This window comes from Betaproteobacteria bacterium, assembly GCA_016709965.1.
Taxonomy (GTDB): domain Bacteria; phylum Pseudomonadota; class Gammaproteobacteria; order Burkholderiales; family Rhodocyclaceae; genus Azonexus; species Azonexus amarohabitans.
On the sequence record JADJLT010000001.1, the window covers coordinates 173512 to 198194 of the forward strand.

Consider the following 24683-nt stretch of genomic DNA (forward strand, 5'->3'; position numbering starts at 1 on the left):
TCCATCGCTAGCGAAGGCATCAGGAGGTTGGCCAGAGATCATGAGAGCTTTCCATGCAACCGGTGACGATGCCAACGAATGAATTAACTTTCACGATCCGAAACTGCGGTGGAACGAGAGATGCGAAAAATGCTGGAAGATATCCACTCACACTCAATGGAGGGATTGAACTTAATTGAGCTACGTGCTCATCGATAGGCTGATCGCTCCGCAAGACCATAACACTGGGAACCTTGCCCCCTTCCCCCAAAGGATTTGAGTCGCCCAGTTCGTAAGTAACGCACCTTCCCGGCGAGTGTTTCTATCACTGGCTAGATGCAGCGCCGCCGGGCCGTGCGGACGCCCATGCGTAAAGCATCTCGATGCAAGACTGTGTATCGAGCTGGTCCGTGCGCAGTATGGGACTGGCGGAGCGCTCCGCTAGCCCCCAATAAACGGATAAATAGTGTCCATGCCAACCAAGTTGGTCATCGTGCTCGTCCGGCCGCGCACCAAGTCGTGCCAAAGTGGTATCCAAGTCGGCCCAGCACAGCGTCGTGGGTATCCAATGGCGCCAGCAATTGAATAATTCCTCGGAAGCGGGCACGAATGACGCTACGGTCATCCATGCGCGATCCAGCACAAGTGGGGCATCGCCGGCGGTACCGAGACAGGCATCCAGCGCGGTGGCGCCGATGCGCAATAGCTCATCGATATCTTGCCTCTCGCCGGCGTGGAGCAGTTGCGCGCCAGTCTCGCCTGCGAACGGGCGCACCATCGTTCCACCCAAGCGCTCGGCTAGTGCGTAAGCCAGCGTGGTCTTGCCCGAGCCGTCGTGCCCATCGAGCGCGACGATTAGGCGTTCGCTCATACGAAGGGGAAAAGCCTTACCTCTAGCCCTGCGTCGTTGAGCTCAATCCAGTAATGCCGGCCGATGCCGGTTTGCAGCAGGCCACGCGCTTCGCCTTGCAGCGCAAGCTGCCCCTTGGGCGAGACCCGAAAGCCACCGGTTCTTTGCGCCGGTGAAATTATGATCTGGCTTTTTTCGACCGCCACGGTGACGTGGCTGCCTTCACCCTTGGTCATGTTCAAGGACTTGCGTGCCGCGACCGGCAGCGTGATGATGCCACCGGGCGACATTTTGAGCCGGCGATTCTTGACCGCGGTGGGTTTAGGTGCATCATTTTTCATAGTGCAGTCTCCTCTGGTTGATAAATGGGCGCCGAGGCGAAGTGCGTAGTCGCGTCTCCAAACACAAGCGAATACAACTTTTCATATTTCGCCAAGACGGCTTCTGGGCTGTCGCCGGAACGCCAAGAATCCTTGTCGAGCACCTCGGTATTGGCAGCGGCGACATCTCGCACACGCATGCAATCGGGGCTGACCTCCCCGTATAGTACCGAACCAGTGCAGTCGATAAAAAAGCAAATATCGACTAGGCGCAGTCCGGCGCGCGCAAACCGCTGCTCAATCCACAGGAAGGCATTGCGTGCTAATTTCTTGGCGTGGTGCAGATCGTCGATCCATAAGGCGGCGTAATCGTCAGGCAAGGGTTCGTCTGCCAGGCGCTTGCCGCTTTCATCCTGCAGGGGATGGCGCCAATCAAAACATACAACCGGTTCCGGAAACCGCGACCAGCGCTGCAGCGGCTTGCCCTGATGCCGGGTCGGATGCTGTTCGGTATACAGATAGCGATGTAGCGGCGAACCGATATGAAAGCGTTTAACGCGCACTTCCAGATTACAGGTATCCACTACCTTTTCCGCCAACAGCATCCCGATGGGTGTGCTGACCAGCCCCAAATAGGCTGAGCACAGCTGGAACGCACCCGGCTCCGCCGCCATCGCCCGGAACAATTCGGCAGTGAAACGGGTGCGCACGGCATCGGTTCCTGGGGCCACACCATAGCGATTATAAGTATACGAATAGACTGTCGGCAGCAATTGGGCCAAAGCTATGCGGGGAGTAAGCAGGCGGATCTCCTTGCTGTCGCCGCGCACCAAGAGGGGGAGCGATTCAAAATCCACATCAAGTTGCGCCAGGACTTGCTCGATCAGGCTATGCGTCGTCCGCATCGTGTCGACGCGTATCGTTTCGCCGCGTGGTCCGGACAGGATCAGTTGATGCCGTCGGTCAGAGGACATCAAATGTACTGGCAGTTGCAGGTCGCTGCATACGTCCAGCAAATACTCGGCCTCGGGCGGCAAAGCGAACGTGCTCATGATGACGAACTCATTGTTTCAGTGGAAAGGGCATCCGAATCGCGAATGACATGGAATTCGCGGTTCAAGGCATGTAGGGCCAGGCCAGTGGCTAGGGACGAGTGTGCTAGCGCATCGACTACCTGCCCGCGCGCGGCTTGTGCCTGCGCGCCGGGAGTATCAAAACAGACCGTCATTTTCAACCAGTCGTGAACTTGTTCTTTGGGCAGGCGCCGGCCCACCGCCCCAAACGTTCCTTTGGCCACGTTCGCAGGAATCTTGACGAAATATTCGTTGAGGTTGAGCCGGTCCGCGTCGCCGGGCGTCGACAAGCCTATCTCGCGGCTGAGCATGCCGAATTGCTGGCGTTGGCGCACGACGCCGAAGCTAAAATTGCGCGCTAGTAAAGTCGCCACCGGTTTGCGCACCACTACTGTCTCGCCGTACACGCACACGCCATAGTCAGACAGATTGTCACCTGAAAGCCGTTGCATGACCAATAACTCGTCGGGTGAATACACGCCGAGATTCAACTCTTTGCCTTGCCATACCGGAGAGGTATTAGAGAGCTTGCGCAACGCGGACACGGGGTCGTCCGTCACCACCAACGCATCGATATCAGCAAAATGTGCGCTTGATACGCTGGATCCATACACCACAATCGCGCGCAGGGACTGATCTAGCGCTTCGCGCACGGTGGAGACAAAGCCAAAGCGGCCGTCCGGTGGCAGATGCTCGGTGCAGCGCAGTGTTTCAAGGGTGCCCAACGAAGGAACGATCAGTTCCAATGCCTGTATGAACAGCTCGCGCAGTTGTAACAGCATCGGAACGCCGGTGTCGCCTTGGGTGGCGAGCGCTTGGATGCGCGCGTGCAGTTCGAGTGGTTGCAGTTCGGGCGCCACGCCCGCCGCTGCCAAGGTTCCGGCATCCCATAAACGATCGAATTTGCTGCCGATGGTGCCGGCCGAGTAGCGTCCCTGGATGATCGCAGCTGACAAGGTAACGCCGGAGAGAAACAGCACCGACTCCAGCCATAAACGCGACAGCGACTGGAAATCTCCCGGCACCGCTTCGTCGGCCCAAACCAGCGGCGGCACGGCAACCGGAAAATCCTCACGCACTGAAGCATAAAACCGCGGATGCAATAGCGAAGACAAACGCACTAGCGCTGGCGTGATCACGCGCGGATTGGGCAGGCCCTGCGCATGCGCCCAGCGCAACAATTGAACCAACTCCGATGCATTAACCTCTCGCGGGGTGAGTAAATACGATAAGGCATAAGGAGCCCCGCGCCAAGTGGCTAGGCGTTCCACTTTGCGCAGCCTGACGGGCATGTCAAATGGTGGAGCAACGCACGCGGTAGCATCGATACTTAACAGAGGTTCGGAGCCGATCATACCAAGGTGTAGTTTGTGTAAATGACCTGTTTCGGTGGTAGGCAGTTTCCCTTCGATGCAGTCATACTGATGTATTTAGCATTAAAGTGCAACTGATAATCTGCATGATTTAGCGCGGTAGCATTAATCGTGCGAACGACGGGAGCGACGGTACTGAGCGAAGTAACGCGGACGCTGTTAAGCAACAAACCGACGGGGCGTACGGCTCGTGCCGGATAACGCATGGCATTGGTGTCTGATCCTGTTGCTGAATGCCGTGCAAGTTTGTCGTAGTTGTGCGGCGCAGATCATCTTGACGCTCAGTGATTCGAGCCCTGCGCTGTAGTCGGCACTGGTCAAATTTGCGGACAGGAACGTTAGACCGTGGACCGACCTTGATTGGACACCGATGGCCAAGGGCTTAACTGCTTGGCAGTGTGAGTGTCGGCAATGCCCTGATTGCCGTCTTTCCCCGTCTGGCGTTCGTTGGCTGCAGAGGGGCGAGATGGGGAGTTCGACGGTGCAGGAAGCGGCAGTTCAACCGCCCGGTACTGCCACTGGCTGCAACCGGCTGGGATGCAACGGTTTGGTGAACGTTCGGCGGGGTTGCGGTTTCCTGGGACGCAAGTTCCTCGCAGGCATTGGCTGGGCTTGGAGTAGGTTGAAACCGGTCCCTGGGAACTCCAGCCCATTCGTATTCTCATTGGTTCGTGCCAAGCCCGTGGGTCGCGAAATAGACCTGTATCCGAGCCAACGTAAAGCTTGTGTCCGCCATCTCGGCCTCGATCCCAGTTAGCGATTTGTAGAGTTCCTGTGGCAGCTTGCGTCATCTGAAAGCGCATTGGCGAACGTCTCTGCATCTTTGCTGGCGACCTTTACCAGCATCAGTGCGTGTTTGACGTTCGACGGCGTTGCAACTGACTGCTGCGATTTCCACAGTAGATCACCTTCCCAGGCCCCGGTACGGCGCTCCCGCTGCGGCGGGCGCTCGCTGATCGATACCGCGTCTGGGATTCTGCGGCGATCGTCTGACTTCTGGGGTGATGGCGCGAACGTCGCATGGCTCGCGTGCGCCGCAAATTGCAGCAACTCTTTCTTCAAGACGCCACGGGCTTGAGAAAGGCTGCGATAAATCGTCTCGTGTGACCCTGATATTTCTCGTCGTCCGAGTAAGCACACTTCAGCCAACCCGCAATCTGCTCCGGTGACCACAGGCATTGAAGCTTCGTGGCCCGATGCGTGCCAAAGCGGGGTTCTCCGCCAGTCAGGTTTTGGGGCGACGTGCCGATCCCGCTGCCTGGTCGGCCTTGGCGCCGAAGCTTCTTGGCCCGCCGTTGCGATGGATCTCACGGCTAATCGGGATGGCGCTCTTTCAAGACGCGTGGCTATCGAACGATCGGTGACCGGATGCCACGCCCGCGATATTTCTTCGCGTTCGGCCAAGGTCAGCACCAAGTTCGATCGGCATCGTGGCACCGGCGTTATCCGCCGGTCTCTGCCAGGATGCGTTGTATCGAGAGTGGTTTCGATCAAACACTGGGCGATCTGCTGAGTGACTCCCCTTGCAACGCTCCACATCAAGGCTTTCTGGCTATCCGTGTAATAAATTCTCGGTCTCTGCTTCATCTGCTACACTCCTTCTGCTTACGCAGCTTTTAATGTGTTGCATCGACCGGTTGAATCCAAGGCCTGATTGCTGACGTAGCTTGGGGGACGTCACAACGGCAGCAAAGGCCGGAGGCTGTGTGAAAACACCCGGACTGTGTACTCCAAACGGGTGGTTGATGCGTTAAATCCTCTATGAGGATGGATGTCTGGAGGCTGGCATGAAGCGCTTCATTGAGGGTGACAATCGGCAGCAGATTACGCTCCTGCCGGAATCACTCGACGAGTACATCGATGCGGAGAATCCGGTTCGTGTTGTTGATCTGTTTGTCGACCAACTCGATCTTGGCGGCCTGGGTTTCTCTGTCGAGCCTGCCGCTACGGGACGGCCTTCATATCACCCATTGACGTTGCTGAAGCTCTATGTCTACGGCTATCTCAATCGCATTCAATCAAGCCGCCGGCTAGAGCGGGAGGCGCAACGGAATGTCGAATTGATGTGGCTGCTCGGGCGGCTATCTCCGGATTTCAAGACCATTGCAGACTTCAGGCGGGACAACGGCGAAGGCATCCGCAACGCCTGTCGTCAGTTTGTCGTGCTGTGCCGCCAACTGAATCTCTTTGCCCAAGCTGTCGTGGCCATTGATGGTAGCAAGTTCAAAGCGGTCAATGCCCACGATCGCAACTTCACGCGGGGCAAACTCGAAAAGCGGATGCAGGAAATCGACCGGTGCATCGAGCGCTATTTGACGGCAATGGATACCGCAGATCGCCAGCCAGCCGAGATTGCCGAAGCTAGAACTACTCGGCTCAAGGAGAAGATGGCAACGCTGAAGGCCAGGATGGAGCAACTCAAGGAAATTCAGGCTCAATTGAATCAGTCGCCTACTGGGCAAATCTAGCTCACCGATCCGGATGCCCGCGCCATGGCAACCAGTACCAGTCGGAGACTGGTGGGCTACAACGTTCAAACGGCCGTCGATACCCAACACCATCTCATCGTTGCCCACGAGGTCATCAATATCGGTAGCGACCGGCGCCAGCTGGCGAAGATGGTCAGGCAAGCCAAGGTTGCGATGGCCACGCCCGATCTCCCGTGGCTATTACCACGGCGAGGAAATTCACGCCTGCGAGGAAGTGGGTATCACCCCGTTTGTTTCGAAGCCCATTACTTCCTTAGCCAAAGCAAATGGCCGATTCGACAAGGAGGCTTTCGTCTTCGAGCCAGAGACCGGTGAGTATCAGTGTCCGGCTTGCAGCCGACTGATCTGGCGTTTCTCAACCGTTGAACGTGGCGCGCTGATCCATAAATACTGGAGCTCCGATTGCCCACGCTGCGCGATGAAGGAGAAATGTACGCCGAGCACCTATCGGCGCGTTGCTCGCGGGGAATTTGAATCCAGCCTAGAAGCGATGCAGAAACGCCTCGATAAGACACCCGAAGCCATGCGGACGCGACGACAGACTGTTGAGCATCCATTCGGCACGCTGAAGGATTGGATGGGGGCCACACATTTCCTGACGCGGACCCTGGAACGGGTCAGTACCGAAATGAGCCTGCATGTCCTTGCCTACAATCTGAAACGAGTTATGAAGATCATCGGCATTGCAGACCTAAACGCAGCCATGAAGGCCTAACCGGGCCTTTTTTCCCTTCTTATTCGGAATGCCAACCGGCAAACCCGAAATTGGCGGGCAGAATTTCTGCACCCAACCTGTAGCAGCCAAAATTTCCGAGCGTTCCTGCTGCATGTGCTGCCCGGTGGCTTTCATCGCATCCGCCACTTTGGCCTGCTGGCCAATGGTGGGCGCCGAGAGAATCTGGCGAAGGTGCGCGCGTTGTTGCAGGTAGTGCCAACACCCCAGCCGGAAACAGCGGATAGCTCGGACTCCGCAATACTGGCTCAGCCCACCTTCGTGTGTCCGGACTGCGGGGCGGCCATGATCGTCATCGAAACCTTTGGGCGTGGGCAACAGATCCGCGCACCACCGTTGCCGCAGGGAGTTTCATGAACGACAACCACCCAATCTTCTCGATGGCAGTTCATTGGCGAGCACCGATGCGGCCTTGCTTTGCCTTTCGGGGCGAGAGCTTCGGTTTTTACCGGGCGTCTCACCGGATAGAACGGCCTGTCGGCACGAAAGCCCGCATGCCGAGTGCCGAACCTTGCCTTGGGGCTACCAGAATATCGCTTCAAGCCAGGCTGCAGACGCTTAAATCCCCATAGCGGGATCGCCTCCGATAACCACCTCGGTTCACCCCGCGGTTTCCTCCCTGGGGGCTTCTCCAACGCCGGCCCATTGGCTCCGTCACATCCGGAACCGCCGGCGCGTAGGGGCCGGCATCGGACAACCCTTAACCTAACCGGACGTTCGTCAATTGCAGTGCGTTAGGCTGCAATGTATTGGTTACCTGCCGCCGGGTGGAAATCTGCGCTCAACGACAACTTCCCGAACTGACGAACTTACACAACCTTGAGCCGTTGCGGACGCGTCTAACCTGGCAGTGTGGCCTAGATCAAGAGTTCGCTTTCAACCTTGGCCCGCCATGCTGGATAACTGGTCGGGACGTCGGGCTGCAACTCTTGTGCGATACGCAGGACCAGCATGTTCAGTTCCTCAGACATCTGCGTTACCGCCACGACATCGGCTGCCGACTGCACGATCTTTCGGCTTCCATCCACGGCATCAAGCGTTCGCAACTGACTTTCGTTGTGCGCCAAGGTAAAGAACCAGTTCTGCAATGATGCGACGATTCTCCCCTCGTAGTAGGACTGATGAACCAGGTCGAAATCCTGCATCGCATAGACTAATGACATGATGTCGAAACTGGACAGCGCGATGGTCGAATCGGCATCCTCCTTCATGTTCTTGAGCAGGCGAATTGCCTTCTTACAACCACCTCCCGTGCGGGCCTCTTTCGCATTGATCAACGCTCGCACCTTGAAGGGGAAGTTAGTGACTAGCGCGTATTTCTTCTTGTCGTAGATCTGCACCCCCCTGTCGTCGTCATTACTAGAGCGCTGATAGGCCTCGGTCCTATACAACACGGACGGAACCACATCAATCTCACGGAGCAGCGAGCCTTCGGACATCCTGATGCATTTCGCCCCAGAATCATCCACCCTGGCAGCAGGGAAGGCGGAACGAAGGACAGTACAGGATTCAGAACGCAAGGTGCTAATTTCGGAAACAGCATTGCTCGCGCTGGCCGTATAACTGGACGAGGCCACACCATAAATGTCATACACAAAGAAATTTAATGGCCAAACGAGCATGTCCACATCGCTCACTCGTCGCAGATGCACGTTCAACGGTAACGAGCCTTGCAATTCGACCGTTACGACTTTTCCATTTCTCAAGAGCCCTGAGTCGAGCTGTTTTGCGACCCGTTCAGCCTCCCTATAACTGATGGCGGTGTACTTCGCATCCACTTCCTGCATGGATACCAGCGCATATTGGAAGCTCTTCGACTTGGTCTTGTTCTGGTAGCCCTGGGTTACTGAGTCCAGAAGTAAGCTGTCTTCGCTGAACGAGAAACTCTTGTTGAGTACAGCGACGCCCGTACCGTTGCGGCGCGCATTAACCCTGCTGAGACGGCTGGAAAAATCAGTTGCCACGTGTCTTCCTTGTTAGTTTCATGCAGCCGCCGGTGTAGCGGCCTCCACCGTTGAAATAGGTTGCTTCGGCTGTGGATCCGTCTCGGGAAATATGCCATTCGGCATAACCGAAATGCGCTTTGAGTTCGGGCTCCCCGGGCCGGGGTTCGTTGCGGTAGCTATACATTAAGATATAGCCCACGTCTTCCTCGACCAGGATAGAGGCAGCGACGCTGCGCGAGCGGGAGTGCTTTGTCTCGGAGTAGATTCTAATTTTCTCCCACCCCTGAGAAATGGTTACCTCTGCGGTCCAGTTATATTTGACCCCGCCAGTGGCGGAATCGATAGTCTCGCCGATGCAATCCCACTTGCCGCGCAGATCAGGGATATCGAGGACGAAATGCACCAGCCAGGTTCGCCACGCCCATTTGTCGAACGCGAGGTGTCCAAGCGTGTAGAAAATCGTAGCAGTGAGAGGCAGAGTCCAATAGGCGCGCGCGTGGAGGAAGCCCCAATGCTCTGCGTAGGTGATCGCACTGGCGATTAGGAGGGCGAGACCTGAGCTCGCCAGTCCGGCGCCGACGCCGAGGAAGCGCCCCACCGTTGCACGGCTATGACCTATGACTGCATATTCGTGATTAGAAGCCAAAGTTTCCCCTGTCGAGAAGGTTTCGTCTTTTGAGCCAGCACTCGTTTAAACTTCATGAGCGTCCATTTCTGTTCGAAAGCACTCATTTGACATGATGCCAGAAAGCAGTTACTTGGTATGCATCCCTGCGGCCGTAAGTCGCCGGCTAGTCTTCCCCATAACTCTGGACACTCGAATGACGGCAAATACTGAGCGGCGACATCCTCACGGGAATACGCCTTTCTCTGATTCACTCACCTTCCTAATACGCCTGCCTGTTGCAACGCAATCACTAACAGCGAGATGGTTTGTTTGAGATGATATATCTTACTATTGATGGCGACGATGTAGGCCAGCGGATTACCAGATTTTATCTAAATAATGATGAAAAATCGCTGGCAAATCTTAATGATTTAATGGGGAAGACAACGCAGTTAATTTCCACTTACCTTAAAAGTATTGGGTTTACCGTAATATTCTGCGGTGCGGATGGTGTAGCCGGATTTGCACAATATCTAAAAGTTCCAGAGTCGAATATCTTTAAGGAGATATCTGCACTAGGAGAGGGGTGCGCTACCTTCTCGGTAGGAGTGGGATGTACCTTGCGGGAATCGTACATCGCATTGATGTCGGCCAAAAGCGCAGGTAAGGCACAACTTCACAACTACAAAGACCTAATTGGTTGATATGTTCAGAATTATAAATATTTCTGTTTTAATCAAGATATTGGTCGGCATAACGGTTGCCTTCAGTATCGCGCTCTATGCAATGATCGACTGGTTTTGGGCTGGGACATCACTAATCAAGCTTTTTACAATTGCTTCCGCCGTGAGTGCGGTTTTGATAACTGCAGTAAGCTCAAGTTTTATATCTCGTAAAATATGGTCCTTACTGAGTTTATTTGACGGTTCCTTGTTTCCAGATATAAATGGTGCGTGGGAGGGTGAGATAACCTTCGGTGAAACCAAACTGGTAACGCGCGCAATCATTAGGCAAACACTGAGCTATACACAAATTGATTTGCACACCCCGACATCAAAATCTATCACTCTAGAGTCGACCCCAGTCACAGAAGGTGGGCAGGCGAGATTATATTATGTCCATCGTGTCACTCCGAGAAACCCTGATTGGTATATCTACACAGGCTCAACTCTCTTTGATATACGACGCGTGGAAATCAAAGGAAACGTTAGACTAGAGTTATCGGGAAGTTATTATACGGACCGAAAGACCACCGGCAGAATTCGGTTGCAGCAGTTCAGCAAGGAAGTCACAACTGACGTTTCTTATTATTAACTGTTTCTGGTGACAAGGCCCGGATAATAGTCACCGGAGAAGTTGGCGACGAGAATGCCACACGACATATTGATAATGGGTATAAATTCAGAGTTTATCCGACATTAGGGCATGAAGCCGAAGATAACAGTCGCCTCCACCGGTTGAATCCGCAGCACAATACTCGCCACTCATATGGCAACGGCTGTACGGCAGCTCAGGCCGACAACTAGCACCTTGCTATCCGGCCGGAATTAGTCCAAACAGCAGTTACCCTAGCTTGTAAGTGACTTTGGTATCGCTAACGATCAGCCGGCCCCGTTTGTGAAGCTCGGTAACCAAGCTTTCTACCTCAGCATCGGTATTCGGTTTCTGATGCTGCTTGAGCAGTGCTTTGATCGTGCTAGTCAACGTCGAGACTTTTCGTGGCCGGGATGCACCCCGTTTCTTTAAGTCTGACAAAACCAAGTCGATAGATGAGGATCCGCCATTGGTGGTTGCCTGAACAGGCTTTGGTGCTGAGGTGACGTGACTGGGGCTTGGTGCTGTAATCGGTTGTTGGCCGAGATTACCTGGACATTGAAAGTTGCCCCGTTGGTTGAGGACAATCTGCATCTTTTCTTTAATGGACTTGGAGCCCAGCAGGTGGTTGAGTGCTTTGCAGCACGCCACGCAGTTTCCATCGTCGTTCGTGCCACCGTTAGCGCTGGCCACCAGATGTTCAACGGAGACTTCGGCTTTCGGCAAGGGTTTACGGCAGAAGAAGCATTGGCCCCCTTGGGCAAACAGTAGGCGGTCGAGGTGATTGGTCATGGAAGCAGTCATCGATTCTTGCCAAGAATACCCACAGCATAACACTGGGACGCAATCCGACGGATTGATGACCAAATCATTGCTAATGACCTAAGGCGGCTTTGGCGACTTCCAGACTGTTGCATTAGGCATCAGGTCGTTGTTCGGCCATTGGGGTCATTGGGAATCTGCGTCACCAACGGCCGAATTGAACAAATTACCGGTCCTTGCCTAGAACCACCTGGCACGTCAAGCGATAGGTGCCCCGCTCAAGTAGACGGCTCATAGTCTGATTGATTAGTCGGCGCTGCAAAAAGCCTGAAACGCCCACAAACAGGAGATTTTCGCTGGAAATTCACCCCATGAAATCCCCGAGAAATTAAAATAATGGTCATAGAAACCTGAGAGAAATTGAGGGAAGTTCTGATGGCCACCGACGATTTTTTCCGCGCCCGACTCGATCAGATGATTGATCTGCGGCACCCCTTGGCGGCGCTGGCCGGTCGGTTGCCGTGGGCGCAGATCGAAGCCGCTTTGGCGCCGGCCTTTGCCCGCAAGGATCGGTTGGGCCAAGTGATAGCCGGCAATGACCTATTTGGGACGACATTGGAGATTGCGGGTGCTGGCGTCAGTGCGGCAGGGCGCCCGCGCCTGCCGATCCGTCTGATGGCGGCACTGCTCTACCTCAAGCACGCCTTCAACCTGAGTGACGATGAACTTGCTGCCCGCTGGTCGGAGAACGTGGTCTGGCAATACTTCAGTGGCCGGGCGTACTACACGCCGAATTTTCCCTGCGATGCCACCCAGATTGGCCGCTTCCGCACCGCCATCGGCGAAGCCGGGGTTGAAGAATTGCTCAAGGCGACCATCGACACAGCCGTACAGACCAAGGCCGTACGTCCGGCGGAGTTCGAGCGCGTCATCGTCGATACGACCGTCCAGGAGAAAGCTATCGCCCATCCGGTTGATAGCCGCTTGCTGGAAATCGCCCGTGCCAAGGTCGTGCAAGCTGCGAAGCGTGTTGGCATCAGCTTGAAACAGACCTTCGTCCGGGAGGGCAAGGAACTCCGCCGCAAGGCCGGTGGCTATGCCCACGCCAAACAGTTCAAGCGCCTGCGGCGTACGGTCAAACGCCAGCGCACCCTCCTCGGCGTCGTGCTGCGTGAAATCAAACGCAAACTGACGATGGCGACCAGTGAATCCCCGGGTGCCATCGCTCATCTGAACACGCTGCTCGAACGCGCCGAGCGCATCCGCCGGCAACAACCGAAGGACAAGAACAAGCTTTATGCCCTGCATGCACCGGAAGTCGAATGCATCGGCAAAGGCAAGGCGCGAAAGCCCTACGAGTTCGGCGTCAAGGCCAGCATCGCCGTGACCCACAAGAGCGGGCTGATGGTTGGGGCGAGGACCTTTCCCGGCAACCCTTACGACGGTCACATTCTCTCGGCGCAACTCGAGCAGACGCGCATCCTGCTCGAAGATGTCGGGCGCGAGCCAAAGGAAGTCGTGGTTGATCTGGGCTTTCGCGGCGTGGATCGTGACAATCCTCGGGTGGAGATCATTCATCGCGGCAAGTACAAGTCGCTGACCAGGCAACAGCGCCGGTGGCTCAAGCGACGACAGGCGGTGGAGCCGGCGATTGGTCACCTCAAGTCGGATCACCGGATGGATCGTTGCTGGCTTAAGGGGCAACTGGGCGATGCGCTGCATGCCGTGCTGTGCGCTACGGGTTACAACAACCTGCGCTGGTTGCTACGGGCCATGGTCCGTCTGGGCTTGAAGGCCGCTTTTTTGCGCCCGGTTTTACTGGCACTGATTGCGCATCTCGACAGCGATCATCCCCGCTCAAATTCGATCAATCAGAATTTCCGGTCGGCCGGGGCGCTCGGATGAATTTTGCAGCGCCGACTGATTAGGCATTGAAGAGAGGTCATTTTTACCCATACCGAATAGGTTAAGTATCCCATCAGGTTGGGCTCGTAACTAACAAGGCTTTCTCTCGTTGTGGACTTACGTTTCGCAGGAATCATCGCGCGGCACAGCGCATCCTCGTTGGCGCAGTACGTTACAATCGCATTCGATGGGTGATAAGCCTTTGTATATGTGCGTTGCGCAGAGAGAACGATAATAAATGGCGACAGAAAAGAGCGTTTCATTCAGATCGGATTTGGTATCAAACAGTCTCGATCTTATACAGAAGGTGGGCTTGCATTGCGCCAGAACATCACAGTTGATCGCAGGGATTGTTTCCCAGCTTGCTGTTTATACAGAAGAAGGCGTAGCCATGACGCCATCAGTATTTATCTGTAATTCCATCACTCAACTTGTCCAACTCGCTGGCGTCGGCGAACATATCCCGCTATCGGCAGACGTACCGCTTGAGTCAGCAGGCCCCAAGGTCCTCAAAGCTGCTGCGCCGCTTTGCTCTGGTAACTGGCGGATTTATATTGAAAGATCAGCCAACGGAGAGACTTGTAAGTATGGCGTATTTTGCGGAACCAGCGACCCATCGTCTTTGACGATTGATGAAGTCATATTGGACGAATACACCGAATCCTTCCCAGTAATTCGTATTTCGCAAAGTGCGACCAATAAAGTCGAGGTGAGAACAAATAGGGGCGATGGTATTGAATTTCGCTTTAATGACGATACCGACGTAGCCGAGATCAAGATTCATGAGCATATAAAATTGCTATCGGGGGCAATTTCTAACGGTAGCGGTCCGCAAAGTGAACTATTTGCCGGCTACATTGATCGCATCTTGTCGACCGCCATTAAAGACTGTCACGGAACACTGATTGCTGTTGTTCCGTCGAAAAATACGGTTGTTCCGGAAATACTCGCGGACAGCGTGGTCCTCGACCCACCTCTGCACCTCTATGAGCGATTCAAGAGGCATATAGATGAGGGTAAAACCGCTGCATCCGTTAGCCGTCTGCAGGCAGCATCCGAGTTGGTTTGCGGGTTTATAAGCAGCGATGGAATAACAGTATTTAACGATTCTGGCTACGTTCTCGGATACCGAGCGTTTGTTCATAGCGAAACGGGCGGAAAGCCGGTAGCTGGGGGGGCTCGAAGTCGAGCGTTTCAGACCATGAAGACGCTGGTGGGAACCGACTTGGCGGCAGCATTCTTTCGATCACAAGACGGCAGAACAGAATATATCCACGCAGCGATGGAGGAACTGATATGAACGCAATCGTCGTTTGGAAGGAACCGCAAGGTACAGTGGTTCCGAAAGCTGCAGACAACGCTCAAGCGATCGCGAGCGTGGCCAAGAATCTGAGCACGCGAGACCAGAAGCAGATTGTCAGCGCCTTCCAATCCGAGTCCTTCGAGATGATGGCTGGCTTTGTACTTAACAAGGCTCTGTCCCAACTTAAGCGCGCCCTTGCTTCTATGGGGATGACCTTCGTTGGAGAAATGCTTGGTCGAGCGGACATTAACGAAGACTCAGTCCCGACGGTAAGCATTTCGGACTATGAGGCCATTACTCTTGCGCGTGAATTGGGCGTTATAAATTCGACCGACTCAAAACGTTTAACGCAACATCTCGAACTGCTCGCTCATTTCGACAGTCTGAATACTGACGATGCGGAAAGCGAGGAAATGGCGCGGGAAGAGGCGCTATCGTTCCTTAGAACATGTGTCAACGCGGTCCTCGGTCGAGAAGGGAACGTGGCCCCCGCGGAGTTTGTGACATTTAGATCACAGCTCGAAAATCGCACATTCAAAGAATCAGATGCTGAGTTAGTCACGCTTCAGGTCGCCCCATATTTTTTCAAGAAAACGACTCTTAGTATTCTGATCGCGGGCGCAAAAACCAAAGCTGGCGCTCAATTTGAACACACACTTGGCAATATTGTAGTAATCGTTCCGGCTTTGTGGAAAAGCCTGCGCGATTCGGAAAAATACGCGCTGGGGCAAGCTTACGCAGAAGCAGTTAATTCCGGTGCCAGCCCAACCGTATTGGCGCTGAAGAAGGCGCTATCAGCCGTTCAGGGGTTTGATTTTGTACCGGAATCACTGAGGTCGCAGAGCTTTTCGGCTGCTGCATCCAACGTAATTTCTGTTCATACTGCTATGAACAATTTCTACAATGAACCGGCTGCGATCCAAGCGCTATCTCGGCTGGGCACGACAATCCCATGGCCTGCATTTCCCATATGCATGTCCGCAGTTCTGGCGGTGAAGCTCGGAAATGGCTACGGAGTATCAAATCTGGCAATTCCAATCGCAAACGATCTTTTGCGTCGAATGACCAAAAACCAATGGGATTACTACCTCAATGAGTGCTTGCCTGGCGATGAGCTTGTACTGCAGAAGCTCTCTTGGTACGAGCGCCCCCAGGCGAATTGGCTCTCGATGGCGAAAGAATTCCAACTTCCCACAAAGGCTGATAAGTCACCTCAAGTCACTAAACTCTTGCTTGCCAGTCAAAAGGCGGGCGGCTCAGCAGCCATAGGAGCGGCTGCTAAGGTGCTGTTGGATTCGATGCAAAAGTAGTCGTCGCTAAACAGTGGCCGTCCGATAATCTGTAACTTCGACGTGCGGGCTACCGATGTCCAAAGGCGTGCTTTCGCCGATTGATCCAGGTTTCTTTTTATTTGGCAGGCGACGATGAGCAACATCAATATTCAACGCGCAGTAGAGAACATCCGCTCGACGACGACGGTCTTCACCCCGATCGTCGAAGTCATCGTCAATGCGATCGAGGCCATAGAGGAGGCGAAGGTATCCACGGGGCTCATCCGACTTCACGTTCGCCGTTCCTCTCAGCAGGAGTTGGATGCCCAAGAGGGCGACTCGAAGATTTTGGATGTCCTCGTTGAGGACAACGGAATCGGCTTTACCGAAGAAAACCGGGCATCGTTCGATACCCTGTACAGCGCCCGGAAGATTCTCAAGGGCGGCAAGGGGTTCGGCCGATTCACATGCCTTCGATATTTCGATGATGTGCGGATCGACAGCACGTACCTCGGTAGTGGGTTAAGGCGCCGGCAGTTCGACATGGGAAAAGAGAACGAACTGATCGTCAATGAGCGAGTCTCCGATCCCAACCAAGATGGAACCGGAACGACGGTCACCCTGGCATCCGAGCGCACCGGAAAACTCCCCCGCAAGCTATCAAGCCTCGCCCGCGGGCTCGTGGAGTTGCTCCTTCCGTATTTTTCGACGAAAGGCTACGTCTGCCCAAGAATCGAGCTCGCCGAACTGGACGGGTCTGGACTCATCGTCCTAAACGACTACGTCGACAGTCCCGGTGCGATCATCCATGAGGTGACCCTCCCCAATGCGGCGTATACGCTCAAAGGGGCAGCTGGCCCGCAGGCCTTCGAGGTCCGGGTGTTCAAGTTCCTTTCCCCCCAAAACAAGGTCAGTAAGTTGAGCCTCGTGGCCCACAAGCGTGAGGTGACGGAGACATCCCTTGCAGGGTACATCCCCGAGTTCGCCGACGAGTTCATTGAGGATCCGGGCGGCGACCAGGGCAGAAGGCGAAACTACATCCTCAAGGCATATGTGTTCGGGCCCTACCTCGACGAAAACGTCCTTCTGGAGCGCGGATCGTTTTCCTTCCACAAGGAAACCGACCTGTTGCTCGGGATATCTCAGACGCAAATCGAGACCCAGGCGGCCGATCTCACGAAGGCGGCCGTACTCGATCAGGTCGTGACACGGCAAGAGCGAAAGCGCGAGCGTCTTCAGCAGTACGTCGAGGAGCAGGCCCCATGGTACAAACCGTTGATGAAGAGCGTAGATGCCTCGGCCCTGTCATCGATGGCGTCCGAGACGGATATGGAGGCTCTTCTGCACAGGGAGCAGTTCAAACAGGAGGTTCAGGTAAGACAGGACGTTGCATCGGTGCTTGCTTCCGACGACCCGAATCAGATCCTGCAAAGAGCTCGAGAGCTCGCCAACAGGGTATCCGAGACAAGCAAGAACGAGCTCGTCCATTACGTCGCCCTTCGTCGGCAAGTCCTCGAGATCTTCAAGCGGAGCCTCGAATTGACATCTGACGGATCATATCCATCCGAAGGCGCCGTCCATGACGTGATTTTCCCGACGAAGACTGACAGCCTGGAAATCGGCTACGAGTCGCACAATCTGTGGATACTCGACGAGCGGCTAACCTTTACCACCTATCTCGCATCGGATATTCCCTTGAATGGGGGCAATACTCAGCGCCCTGATATCATCGCCTTCGATCGCCCCGTCGCGTTCAGGACGGAAAACGAAGCGAGCAACCCGGTAACCATCTTCGAGTTCAAGAGACCGGGACGCGACGATTTCGCCAACCCGTCTTCGAAGGAAGACCCCATCGAACAGGTGGTCCGATACGTCAATGCGCTCAAGGCAGGAAAATATCGCACCCCGAAGGGACGGGAAATAAATATCGGCACCACCACGCCGTTCTATGGCTATGTGGTTTGCGATTTGAGCAATAAGGTCAAGCAATGGCTGCATGACGAAAAAGACTTCAAACCGATGCCCGATGGGCTCGGCTACTTCTCATGGCGGGGGAACATAAATCTGTACATCGAAGTTCTCAGCTGGTCGAAACTCCTCAAGGATGCCGAGATTCGAAACCGCGCCTTTTTCCATAAGCTCGGTATCCAATAGACATTTTCCAGATAGTAGATTTGAGCCGCGTCTAGGAGCCGTTGAACCTAAATCTGCACTGAGGCCAGCAGTTCGCATTCGCCAAATCGAAAGGCAGCTATTCGGGACGATGTCCTATCGAGCGGCTGCTAACCGTCGCATTCCTGACCGAAATTCTTACAAGTCGAACGGCGGCAAAGGCCGATTATGCAAAGGACCCGATTATGGAAAGCGGCCGGTCGGAACGCCTGTATCGCTCGTTGGCAGCGCCAGGTAGGAATTCCGACCTTTGCATAATCAGAGCGACTTCAGGAAGTTGATGAGCGAGTCGGGTGCCCGGTAGCGCTGAATCTTGGCCGTCGGTTCGTGTAGCTTGGCCAGGGCACGCTCCTTCATGGTCAGGTCGGCCTCGACGTAATGATGGGTGGTTACCGGACTCTCGTGTCCGAGCCAGAGCGCAATCACGCTGATGTCGACGCTGGCCTGCAACAGGTGCATTGCTGTCGTATGTCGAATGGTATGTGGTGAGACGCGACGCTTCGCCAAGTCAGGAAAGGCACCGGTTGCTGACTGCACTGCCAACGCCAATCTCAATGCGACATTGGTTCGTGTCATGGCTTGGCCATTGCGGTTGGGCAACAATGCGGACGTCGCCTCGAACTGCGGATTCAAGCGCAACCATGCGCGCACTGCTTTCACGGTCGAGCGCCACAGCGGAACACTGCGCTGCTTGCGGCCCTTGCCGTGCAGATGCACGCAGGCAGCACCAGCGTCGAGTACGACATCGCCAACCTTGACTGCGGTGATCTCCGAGACGCGAGCCCCTGCGTTGTAAAGCATCAGGAACAACACATGATCGCGTTGGCTGATCCAAGTTCCGTCTGGCGTGCCGATCACTGCCAGCATCTCATTGCGGGTCAGGTAACCGAACATCGGTCGCTCGAAGCGCTTCACCGGAACCCCGAGGGCGCGCTCAATGACCTGCAATGACGACACGTCCCGGTGGGCGGCGAATTTCAGAAACGACCGCAGTGCCGCCAGACGCGCATTGCGGCTACCGATGTTGCAACGCCCGCCGCTGTCCGGGGCCGGCGCCAACCCTGCGCAGTGAGGTCAAGATGAACACCGCCACCAGCGATCCCCATTTCGCCCACCCGCGTGAGCACGCCCATGCGCCGCGCTTTCCCTTCGGCGAGCCGGCGGACACACCGGCCGAACAGTTCGCCAACTGGCTGCCCTACTCTGGCTATCTCGCCGCCGAGAAAATTTTCGTGAACCGCGACAGCATGGGCGTCATGCTCGAACTGATGCCGCAGTCGGGGGCCGACGAGCGAATGGCGGAAGTATTGATCTCGCTCTACGCCAATTGCCCGCCCGGCACCGGTATCCAGTTCCATCTCTTCGCCTCGCCGCAAGTACGCAGCCAGTTGCGCCAGTACGCCAATCTGCGGGTCGAGGATGAGGACCAGGCCGAGCAGGCCAAACAGTGGGGCCGTCCGGCGCGCAACGGAAATCTGTTCCGCAAGCTGGCCCGCCAGCGTGTCGAGCACCTGCTGCAGGGCGCACAGAAGTCGCTGACCGCCGGCTTCCATTACACGATCCGGGATTTCCGCCTGATGCTGAGCGTCGCTTTTCCGGGTGATCCCGAAGACCTCAACAAGCGCGACGAACTACTTGCCCTGCGCGACTCGATGTCGTCCAGCCTGCGCTCGGCCTCGCTGCCCAATCGCGTTTGCGATGCCGCAGACCTGATCAACTGGTGTGCACTGTTCACCAATCCCGACCGCATCTCGCAGACCGATGCGCCGGACCTCAATTACGACGACGGCCGCGAACTGCGCGACCAGATCGTCGATTTCGACACCATCCAGGACCCGCATCCGAGCGGCCTGACCTTGTGGAAGGAAGCCAGTCCCGATGTACTGGAGGCGCGTTTCTACTCGATCAAGAGTTTTCCGGAACGCTTTGCATTGTGGCAGATGGGATCGCTGATCGGCGACCTGATGCAGCCGGCCTTGCAGTACAGCGCCCCCTTCCTGCTGACGCTTGGCGTCCAGGTCCTCGACCCCAACCTCACCAAGTCGGTGGTCACCGCCAACCATGTACGGGCGACGCAGAATGCCAAATCGAAGATGGCCGACGTCATGCCGGACGTCAACAAAAAGCTGCAAGACTGGACGGCGGCGGCCGATGCCATCGATACCGGCGGCAACCTGGTCAGCCTCTACCACCAGTTGGCAATATTCACCGCCCCCAACAAATCGGTTGCCGCCCACGAAGCCGCCAATGCGATCTGGCGTGGCCGCGGCTTCCAGCTCAATGCCGACGCCTACATGCATCGGCAGGCCTTGCTCGCCAGCCTGCCGATGACGCTGACCGAGAAGTTCCATAGGGACTTGGTCAAGATGCGCCGCGTCACGCGCAAGACCATGGCCAATGCCATTCATATGGCGCCGCTGATTGCCGAGTGGCGCGGCACGCGCACCCCGGCCCTGGTTTTCGGGGGACGGCGCGGCCAGTTGATGACCCTCGATATCTTCGACAACGATCTCGGCAACTACAACTTCGCCATCATCGGTGCCCCCGGCTCGGGCAAGTCGGTATTGATGAACGAAATGGCCTGGTCCTACCGCGCCATCGGCGCCAAGGTCTGGATGCTCGATCTCGGTCGCAGCTTCGAGAAACTGTGCCGCAAGGCCAAGGGCACCTATATCGAGTTCCGGCCCGACGTGAACATCTGCCTGGATCCGTTCACCCACAACGCCCCGATCGATGAATTGCGAGCCCAGGGCCTATCCATCGACGAGGCGATCAGCGAACTGCTGCACCATCGGGGGCATACGGCATGAAGCCGAATACCGCCCAGTTATTGCGCCAGGGTTTGCTGACGCTCCTCGTAGTTAGCGCCGCCCTGAGCGCCTACGACCGTCTCGTCCTACGCCCCGCACTGCTCATCGGCGTGGTCGACGTGGCTGACGTATACCGCGCCAAGGAAGCCGAATTTACTCAGATCCTGACCAAGGCCAGTTCCGAGGATGACCGGCAAAAAGCCCTCTTCATGGCGCGAAGCTTCGCCCAGCGCCTGCCGCTCGCCCTCGAGGAACTGCCGCGCGAATGCGGCTGCCTGGTCGTCCTCAAGGCGGCCGTGGCCGGACCGACCCCGAATACCGTCGATCTGACGGCCGCACTGCGCAGAAAGGTGAGCGCGCCATGAACAACGCCCCGCATCAACCGACAGTCGCCATTCCCGTCTCGAGACACACTCATGGGCGGCGAATCTTCGGGTGCCTCGGCGACTTCCTGTGCCATGCCCGCCAGCGCTGGTATCTCTACCTGCCGATCATCGCCATCTGGAGCTTGGCCTATATCCGCCTCTTCATCGATGCGACGCCTCGCGTGCCCATCCTTTTCAACTGGACACCGAGCCTGCCTTATCGCGTTGCCTGGCTGCAGCACGGCCTGCACCCACTGCAGCGCGGCGATTTTATTGTCTTCGCCTTTGCCGGCGAGGCGCAGCGCCGTTATCCGGGACTACACGGCCAGCCCTTCTTCAAAATCGTGCGCGGTTTACCGGGCGATACCGTAACCGTCGCCGGCCGGCAAGTGGCCATCAACGGCCAGGACGTCGGCGTGGCCAAGACAAAGGCCTATGACCGGCAGCCACTCGCGCCGATTGCGCCGACCGTCATCCCGCCTCGCTACTACTACGTGCAGGGCACCAGCCCCGATTCCTTCGACTCGCGTTACCAGGAAAGTGGCCTGGTTCGGGCGGAGCAGGTGATCGGCGTCGTGGTCCCGCTATTCTGAGATGCCGGTCATGCCCCGCACCCTCTCTAGCCTCACCTTGTTCGGTGTTCTGGCATTTTCCACCGCATGGGCCCAGAGCCCTCTGCCCGGCGCCCCATTGCCAGCCCCCCATATCAGCACGCCAGTGACGCAAGGCGTTCAGCCCTCTGACCACGTGCCACTGGCCGACTATCTCGCCCTGCTCCGGCAAATCGCCCCTGCCGCCGAAGCCGGGGCGCGGGATTACCTCGCCGCTTTCGCGCGGCGCTGCGGCCGCCCCCTGACGCCAGCCGAATTGCGCCGGGCCATGGCTGACGGTGACGGTGATCCGGCACTGATGGCATTGATTCAGGCGAACCACCTGGGCGACACCGCCGGGCGCCAACAACTCGCCGGACAAATCCGCTGTCCGGGCAAGGTGGCGCGATGAAACACCTAATCGCCTTCCCGCCCCTGCTCTTCGCACTGCTGCTGGCCGCACCCGGCGCGAGGGCCCTTGATCTGGGCGTCATCGGACCGAGCTATGAAATCAGCGAGCCGCATCTGTTGCTGATGATCGAGCAACGATTGCGCGACAAGGATCGCAGCGGCGAACTCAAGCGCCTCGAAGAACAGGCGCGGGAACGCGGCATCGCAACCGTGAGAAACCCGCCGCCGGTCGCCGGCCTGCACGCGACCGAGACGGCCAGGACCTTCTACTTCGATCCGAGTTTCAGGCTCGACCGCAACATTCTCGGTCCCCGGGGCGAGTTGCTGTTTGCCGCCGGCACCCGCAAGAACCCGCTGGAGGTGGTGTCGCTGTCCCGGCATCTGCTCTTTTTCGATGGGCGTGACGCGCGCCAGGTCGGCCGCGCCCGGCAGTTGATTGCCTTCTACCAAGGGCGGGTCAAGCCGATCCTGGTCGGCGGTTCCTACCTTGACCTGATGAAGTCATGGCGCATGCCCGTCTATTTCGATCAGCAGGGTCTGCTTACCCGCCGCCTGGGCATTACCCAGGTTCCTGCCCTGGTATCGCAGGAAGGACTGCGCCTGCGCATCGACGAACTGGAGATCGCGCCATGAGCCAACGCTGCTTCCTAAACAGCCTCCCTATCCTCCTGGCACTGCTCCTCGGTTTCTCCACCCTGCCGACCCAAGCCGCCGGCACGGCCACCTGCACCGGCAAGTTCCCGAATCCGATCACCGATATCTGCTGGTCCTGCATCCTGCCGATCAGCATTGGCAGTGCCCCCATCGCCAATTTCGGCGACCAGGAGGATACCGACAATCCGCCCAGCCCCGTCTGCAGTTGCCTGGTCAATCCGATTGTCGGTCTGTCCATCGGCTTCTGGGAGCCGGCGCGCCATGTCGAAGTGGTGCGCAAACCCTTCTGCCTCGTCTCGCTCGGCGGTGTCGACCTCGATCCGGGCATCCCGGCCCCCGAGGCTGCCCGCTTTACCCGCCCGGAAGGCGATGGCGACGGTGGCGGTTTCTATCAGGCGCATTACTACTTGAACCCGGTGATGTACTGGCTGGACGTGGTGACCGATTTTCCCTGCCTGGAGAAGAGTTCCTTCGATCTGGCCTACATGACCGAGGTCGATCCCTTGTGGGCCGACGATGAACTCACCCTGATCCTCAATCCCGATGCCGTGCTGTTCGCCAATCCGATCGCCATTGCCGCATGCGCCGCCGATTGCGTGGCGGCCTCGGTCGGCTTTGGCATACGCGAGATGTTCTGGTGCGCCGGTTGCCAAGGCGGCATCTATCCGCTCAACGGGCACGTCCCCTACCACCTCGGTGGGGTCAGGACGGCCGCGCTGATGGCCCAGCGCTTGAGCGCGAAGATGCACCGTGAGTTGGTGGCCTGGGGTTGGCATGGCAAAGACGGGCTGTGCGGGCCGTACTTCGAGCCGGTGATGGACAAGACCGCCTACAAAACCCAACTCACCTATCCCATTCCCAACACCGACAAGGAAGGCGGCCGCTGCTGCCAGCCCTTCGGGCGGACCACCGTGCTCTGGGGGGCCGGCAAGGAATACCCGGTACGCGGCGAGGACTTCGCCTTCATGTTGTTTCGCAAAAGGAATTGCTGTGTCGGCTACTGACCTCCATCGAACCCTCGCCTCCTTGATCCTCGGGCTCAGCGCCGCACTCGTTGCCGGAACTTCGGCCCAGGCCCAGATTTCGCCGGTCGTCACTGAGGCGGACATCGAACGCGCCCGGCGCGAGACCCCCACCGTCACCGAGCAAGATATCGAATTGGCGCGGCAGAAGAACGCCCTGCCGAGCGAGGCCGGACACCGATCAGCGCCGCCGAACAGCCCGAATATTGAGGCGTTGCCCAAGCCGGCGACGCAGATACCGGTCGACCTGGAAGCGCTGGCTCGCGGCTATGCCGGGCAATCCGATGCAATGGCTCAGGCCCAGGGGCTCACTGCCGGGCCAGGACTTTTCATCTTCGTCAGCCTGACCATGCCCCGCGCCACGCTGCAAGGTCTGGTCGACCAGGCGGCACGGGCCAAGGCCACCATCGTCATCCGCGGCTTTGCCAACGGTTCGCTGCGCGACACGGTTGCCCTGGTCCAGGGCTTGATCGGCCAACAGCAGGTGGCAATCCAGATCGATCCGCTGGCCTTCGACCGGTTCGCCATCAGCAAGGTACCCAGCTTCGTCTTGGTGCGCGACGGCACACGTCCCGTTGCCTGTGCCAGCGGCAGTTGCGCCCCAGCCGACAGTTTCCTGCGCTCAACTGGTGACGTCAGCCTGGATTACGCGCTGGAACACATGCAGCGCTCGGCGCCTGCCTTTGCTCCTGCCGCCGAACTCTTCCTGAAACGCATCAAGGGATAGGTGATCG

Annotated in this window: 20 protein-coding genes and 4 pseudogenes; 15 read left to right on the forward strand and 9 right to left on the reverse strand. The window is 57.0% G+C overall.

Annotated features, from left to right (window positions below):
- Positions 1–304: 304 nt before the first annotated feature.
- The 5 genes from IPJ12_00930 to IPJ12_00950 form a co-directional block, all read right to left on the reverse strand.
- The gene (locus IPJ12_00930; GenBank protein MBK7645767.1) at positions 305–850 is read right to left on the reverse strand and encodes a hypothetical protein; all 546 of its coding nucleotides are present in this window, start codon (positions 848–850) and stop codon (positions 305–307) included.
- Positions 847–1170 (reverse strand): hypothetical protein, encoded by a 324-nt coding sequence (locus IPJ12_00935; GenBank protein MBK7645768.1) that lies wholly within the window; start codon positions 1168–1170, stop codon positions 847–849. Before IPJ12_00935 ends, IPJ12_00930 begins: the two co-directional genes overlap by 4 nt.
- Entirely contained in the window at positions 1167–2201 is a 1035-nt protein-coding gene (locus IPJ12_00940) for a hypothetical protein (GenBank protein MBK7645769.1), read from the reverse strand. The genes IPJ12_00935 and IPJ12_00940 overlap by 4 nt, the downstream gene beginning before the upstream one ends.
- The gene (locus IPJ12_00945; GenBank protein ID MBK7645770.1) at positions 2198–3577 is read right to left on the reverse strand and encodes a hypothetical protein; all 1380 of its coding nucleotides are present in this window, start codon (positions 3575–3577) and stop codon (positions 2198–2200) included. The genes IPJ12_00940 and IPJ12_00945 overlap by 4 nt, the downstream gene beginning before the upstream one ends.
- A gap of 771 nt (positions 3578–4348) precedes the next feature.
- Entirely contained in the window at positions 4349–4657 is a 309-nt protein-coding gene (locus IPJ12_00950) for a hypothetical protein (protein ID MBK7645771.1), read from the reverse strand.
- A 725-nt stretch (positions 4658–5382) separates the two neighbouring features.
- On the opposite strand from IPJ12_00950, the pseudogene IPJ12_00955 reads away from it, so the two are divergent.
- A pseudogene (locus IPJ12_00955) lies at positions 5383–6799 on the forward strand (IS1182 family transposase).
- 114 nt (positions 6800–6913) lie between these two features.
- Entirely contained in the window at positions 6914–7174 is a 261-nt protein-coding gene (locus IPJ12_00960) for a hypothetical protein (GenBank protein MBK7645772.1), read from the forward strand.
- Positions 7175–7674: 500 nt separating this feature from the next.
- Here the strand turns inward: IPJ12_00960 and IPJ12_00965 are convergent, their stop codons facing one another.
- Positions 7675–8781 carry a hypothetical protein gene (locus IPJ12_00965; GenBank protein MBK7645773.1) on the reverse strand — a complete coding sequence of 369 codons (1107 nt, stop codon included), beginning with the start codon at positions 8779–8781 and terminating at the stop codon, positions 7675–7677.
- Positions 8771–9409 carry a hypothetical protein gene (locus IPJ12_00970; protein ID MBK7645774.1) on the reverse strand — a complete coding sequence of 213 codons (639 nt, stop codon included), beginning with the start codon at positions 9407–9409 and terminating at the stop codon, positions 8771–8773. Before IPJ12_00970 ends, IPJ12_00965 begins: the two co-directional genes overlap by 11 nt.
- 296 nt (positions 9410–9705) lie before the next feature.
- Here IPJ12_00970 and IPJ12_00975 point away from each other — a divergent pair, with 296 nt between their 5' ends.
- Complete coding sequence (locus IPJ12_00975; protein MBK7645775.1) at positions 9706–10074, forward strand: mCpol domain-containing protein; 369 nt, start codon at positions 9706–9708, stop codon at positions 10072–10074.
- Between the two features lies 1 nt (position 10075).
- Positions 10076–10684 carry a hypothetical protein gene (locus tag IPJ12_00980; GenBank protein ID MBK7645776.1) on the forward strand — a complete coding sequence of 203 codons (609 nt, stop codon included), beginning with the start codon at positions 10076–10078 and terminating at the stop codon, positions 10682–10684.
- A 249-nt stretch (positions 10685–10933) separates the two neighbouring features.
- Here the strand turns inward: IPJ12_00980 and IPJ12_00985 are convergent, their stop codons facing one another.
- Positions 10934–11476 carry an endonuclease gene (locus IPJ12_00985; protein MBK7645777.1) on the reverse strand — a complete coding sequence of 181 codons (543 nt, stop codon included), beginning with the start codon at positions 11474–11476 and terminating at the stop codon, positions 10934–10936.
- A 405-nt stretch (positions 11477–11881) separates the two neighbouring features.
- Here IPJ12_00985 and IPJ12_00990 point away from each other — a divergent pair.
- The 4 genes and pseudogenes from IPJ12_00990 to IPJ12_01005 all read left to right on the forward strand — a co-directional run bounded on the left by IPJ12_00990 (position 11882) and on the right by IPJ12_01005 (position 18079).
- Positions 11882–13240: pseudogene (locus tag IPJ12_00990) on the forward strand (IS5 family transposase).
- A gap of 349 nt (positions 13241–13589) precedes the next feature.
- Positions 13590–14651 (forward strand): hypothetical protein, encoded by a 1062-nt coding sequence (locus IPJ12_00995; GenBank protein ID MBK7645778.1) that lies wholly within the window; start codon positions 13590–13592, stop codon positions 14649–14651.
- A complete protein-coding gene (locus IPJ12_01000) occupies positions 14648–15964 on the forward strand; it encodes a hypothetical protein (protein ID MBK7645779.1) in 1317 nt (438 codons plus the stop codon). The genes IPJ12_00995 and IPJ12_01000 overlap by 4 nt, the downstream gene beginning before the upstream one ends.
- A 114-nt stretch (positions 15965–16078) precedes the next feature.
- A complete protein-coding gene (locus tag IPJ12_01005) occupies positions 16079–18079 on the forward strand; it encodes a sensor histidine kinase (protein MBK7645780.1) in 2001 nt (666 codons plus the stop codon).
- Between the two features lie 276 nt (positions 18080–18355).
- On the opposite strand, the pseudogene IPJ12_01010 reads toward IPJ12_01005, so the two are convergent.
- Positions 18356–19114, reverse strand: a pseudogene (locus IPJ12_01010) (tyrosine-type recombinase/integrase).
- Between the two features lie 62 nt (positions 19115–19176).
- Here IPJ12_01010 and traC point away from each other — a divergent pair.
- From traC to trbC, 7 genes and pseudogenes are all read left to right on the forward strand, one after another.
- Positions 19177–20817 (forward strand): annotated as a pseudogene (traC, locus tag IPJ12_01015) (type IV secretion system protein TraC).
- An 86-nt stretch (positions 20818–20903) separates the two neighbouring features.
- Entirely contained in the window at positions 20904–21272 is a 369-nt protein-coding gene (locus IPJ12_01020) for a hypothetical protein (protein MBK7645781.1), read from the forward strand.
- Positions 21269–21865: a conjugative transfer signal peptidase TraF gene (traF, locus tag IPJ12_01025; protein MBK7645782.1), complete on the forward strand. Its 597-nt coding sequence runs from the start codon at positions 21269–21271 to the stop codon at positions 21863–21865. The genes IPJ12_01020 and traF overlap by 4 nt, the downstream gene beginning before the upstream one ends.
- Positions 21866–21875: 10 nt before the next feature.
- Positions 21876–22274, forward strand: a complete 399-nt coding sequence (locus IPJ12_01030; GenBank protein ID MBK7645783.1) for a hypothetical protein — start codon at positions 21876–21878, stop codon at positions 22272–22274.
- Positions 22271–22906, forward strand: a complete 636-nt coding sequence (gene traW, locus IPJ12_01035; GenBank protein ID MBK7645784.1) for a type-F conjugative transfer system protein TraW — start codon at positions 22271–22273, stop codon at positions 22904–22906. The genes IPJ12_01030 and traW overlap by 4 nt, the downstream gene beginning before the upstream one ends.
- Positions 22903–23931 (forward strand): TraU family protein, encoded by a 1029-nt coding sequence (locus IPJ12_01040; GenBank protein ID MBK7645785.1) that lies wholly within the window; start codon positions 22903–22905, stop codon positions 23929–23931. The genes traW and IPJ12_01040 overlap by 4 nt, the downstream gene beginning before the upstream one ends.
- Entirely contained in the window at positions 23918–24676 is a 759-nt protein-coding gene (gene trbC, locus IPJ12_01045; GenBank protein ID MBK7645786.1) for a type-F conjugative transfer system pilin assembly protein TrbC, read from the forward strand. The genes IPJ12_01040 and trbC overlap by 14 nt, the downstream gene beginning before the upstream one ends.
- The last annotated feature ends 7 nt before the right edge of the window (positions 24677–24683 follow it).

What these genes read in the sequence shown, in the direction of transcription:
- IPJ12_00930 (MBK7645767.1), bottom strand. Translation starts at nt 850, where the DNA reads ATGAGCGAACGCCTAATCGTCGCGCTCGATGGGCACGACGGCTCGGGC.
- IPJ12_00935 (MBK7645768.1), bottom strand. Translation starts at nt 1,170, where the DNA reads ATGAAAAATGATGCACCTAAACCCACCGCGGTCAAGAATCGCCGGCTC.
- IPJ12_00940 (MBK7645769.1), bottom strand. Translation starts at nt 2,201, where the DNA reads ATGAGCACGTTCGCTTTGCCGCCCGAGGCCGAGTATTTGCTGGACGTA.
- IPJ12_00945 (MBK7645770.1), bottom strand. Translation starts at nt 3,577, where the DNA reads ATGATCGGCTCCGAACCTCTGTTAAGTATCGATGCTACCGCGTGCGTT.
- IPJ12_00975 (MBK7645775.1), top strand. Translation starts at nt 9,706, where the DNA reads ATGATATATCTTACTATTGATGGCGACGATGTAGGCCAGCGGATTACC.
- IPJ12_00980 (MBK7645776.1), top strand. Translation starts at nt 10,076, where the DNA reads ATGTTCAGAATTATAAATATTTCTGTTTTAATCAAGATATTGGTCGGC.
- IPJ12_00985 (MBK7645777.1), bottom strand. Translation starts at nt 11,476, where the DNA reads ATGACCAATCACCTCGACCGCCTACTGTTTGCCCAAGGGGGCCAATGC.
- IPJ12_00995 (MBK7645778.1), top strand. Translation starts at nt 13,590, where the DNA reads ATGGCGACAGAAAAGAGCGTTTCATTCAGATCGGATTTGGTATCAAAC.
- IPJ12_01000 (MBK7645779.1), top strand. Translation starts at nt 14,648, where the DNA reads ATGAACGCAATCGTCGTTTGGAAGGAACCGCAAGGTACAGTGGTTCCG.
- IPJ12_01005 (MBK7645780.1), top strand. Translation starts at nt 16,079, where the DNA reads ATGAGCAACATCAATATTCAACGCGCAGTAGAGAACATCCGCTCGACG.
- IPJ12_01020 (MBK7645781.1), top strand. Translation starts at nt 20,904, where the DNA reads ATGAAGCCGAATACCGCCCAGTTATTGCGCCAGGGTTTGCTGACGCTC.
- traF (MBK7645782.1), top strand. Translation starts at nt 21,269, where the DNA reads ATGAACAACGCCCCGCATCAACCGACAGTCGCCATTCCCGTCTCGAGA.
- IPJ12_01030 (MBK7645783.1), top strand. Translation starts at nt 21,876, where the DNA reads ATGCCCCGCACCCTCTCTAGCCTCACCTTGTTCGGTGTTCTGGCATTT.
- traW (MBK7645784.1), top strand. Translation starts at nt 22,271, where the DNA reads ATGAAACACCTAATCGCCTTCCCGCCCCTGCTCTTCGCACTGCTGCTG.
- IPJ12_01040 (MBK7645785.1), top strand. Translation starts at nt 22,903, where the DNA reads ATGAGCCAACGCTGCTTCCTAAACAGCCTCCCTATCCTCCTGGCACTG.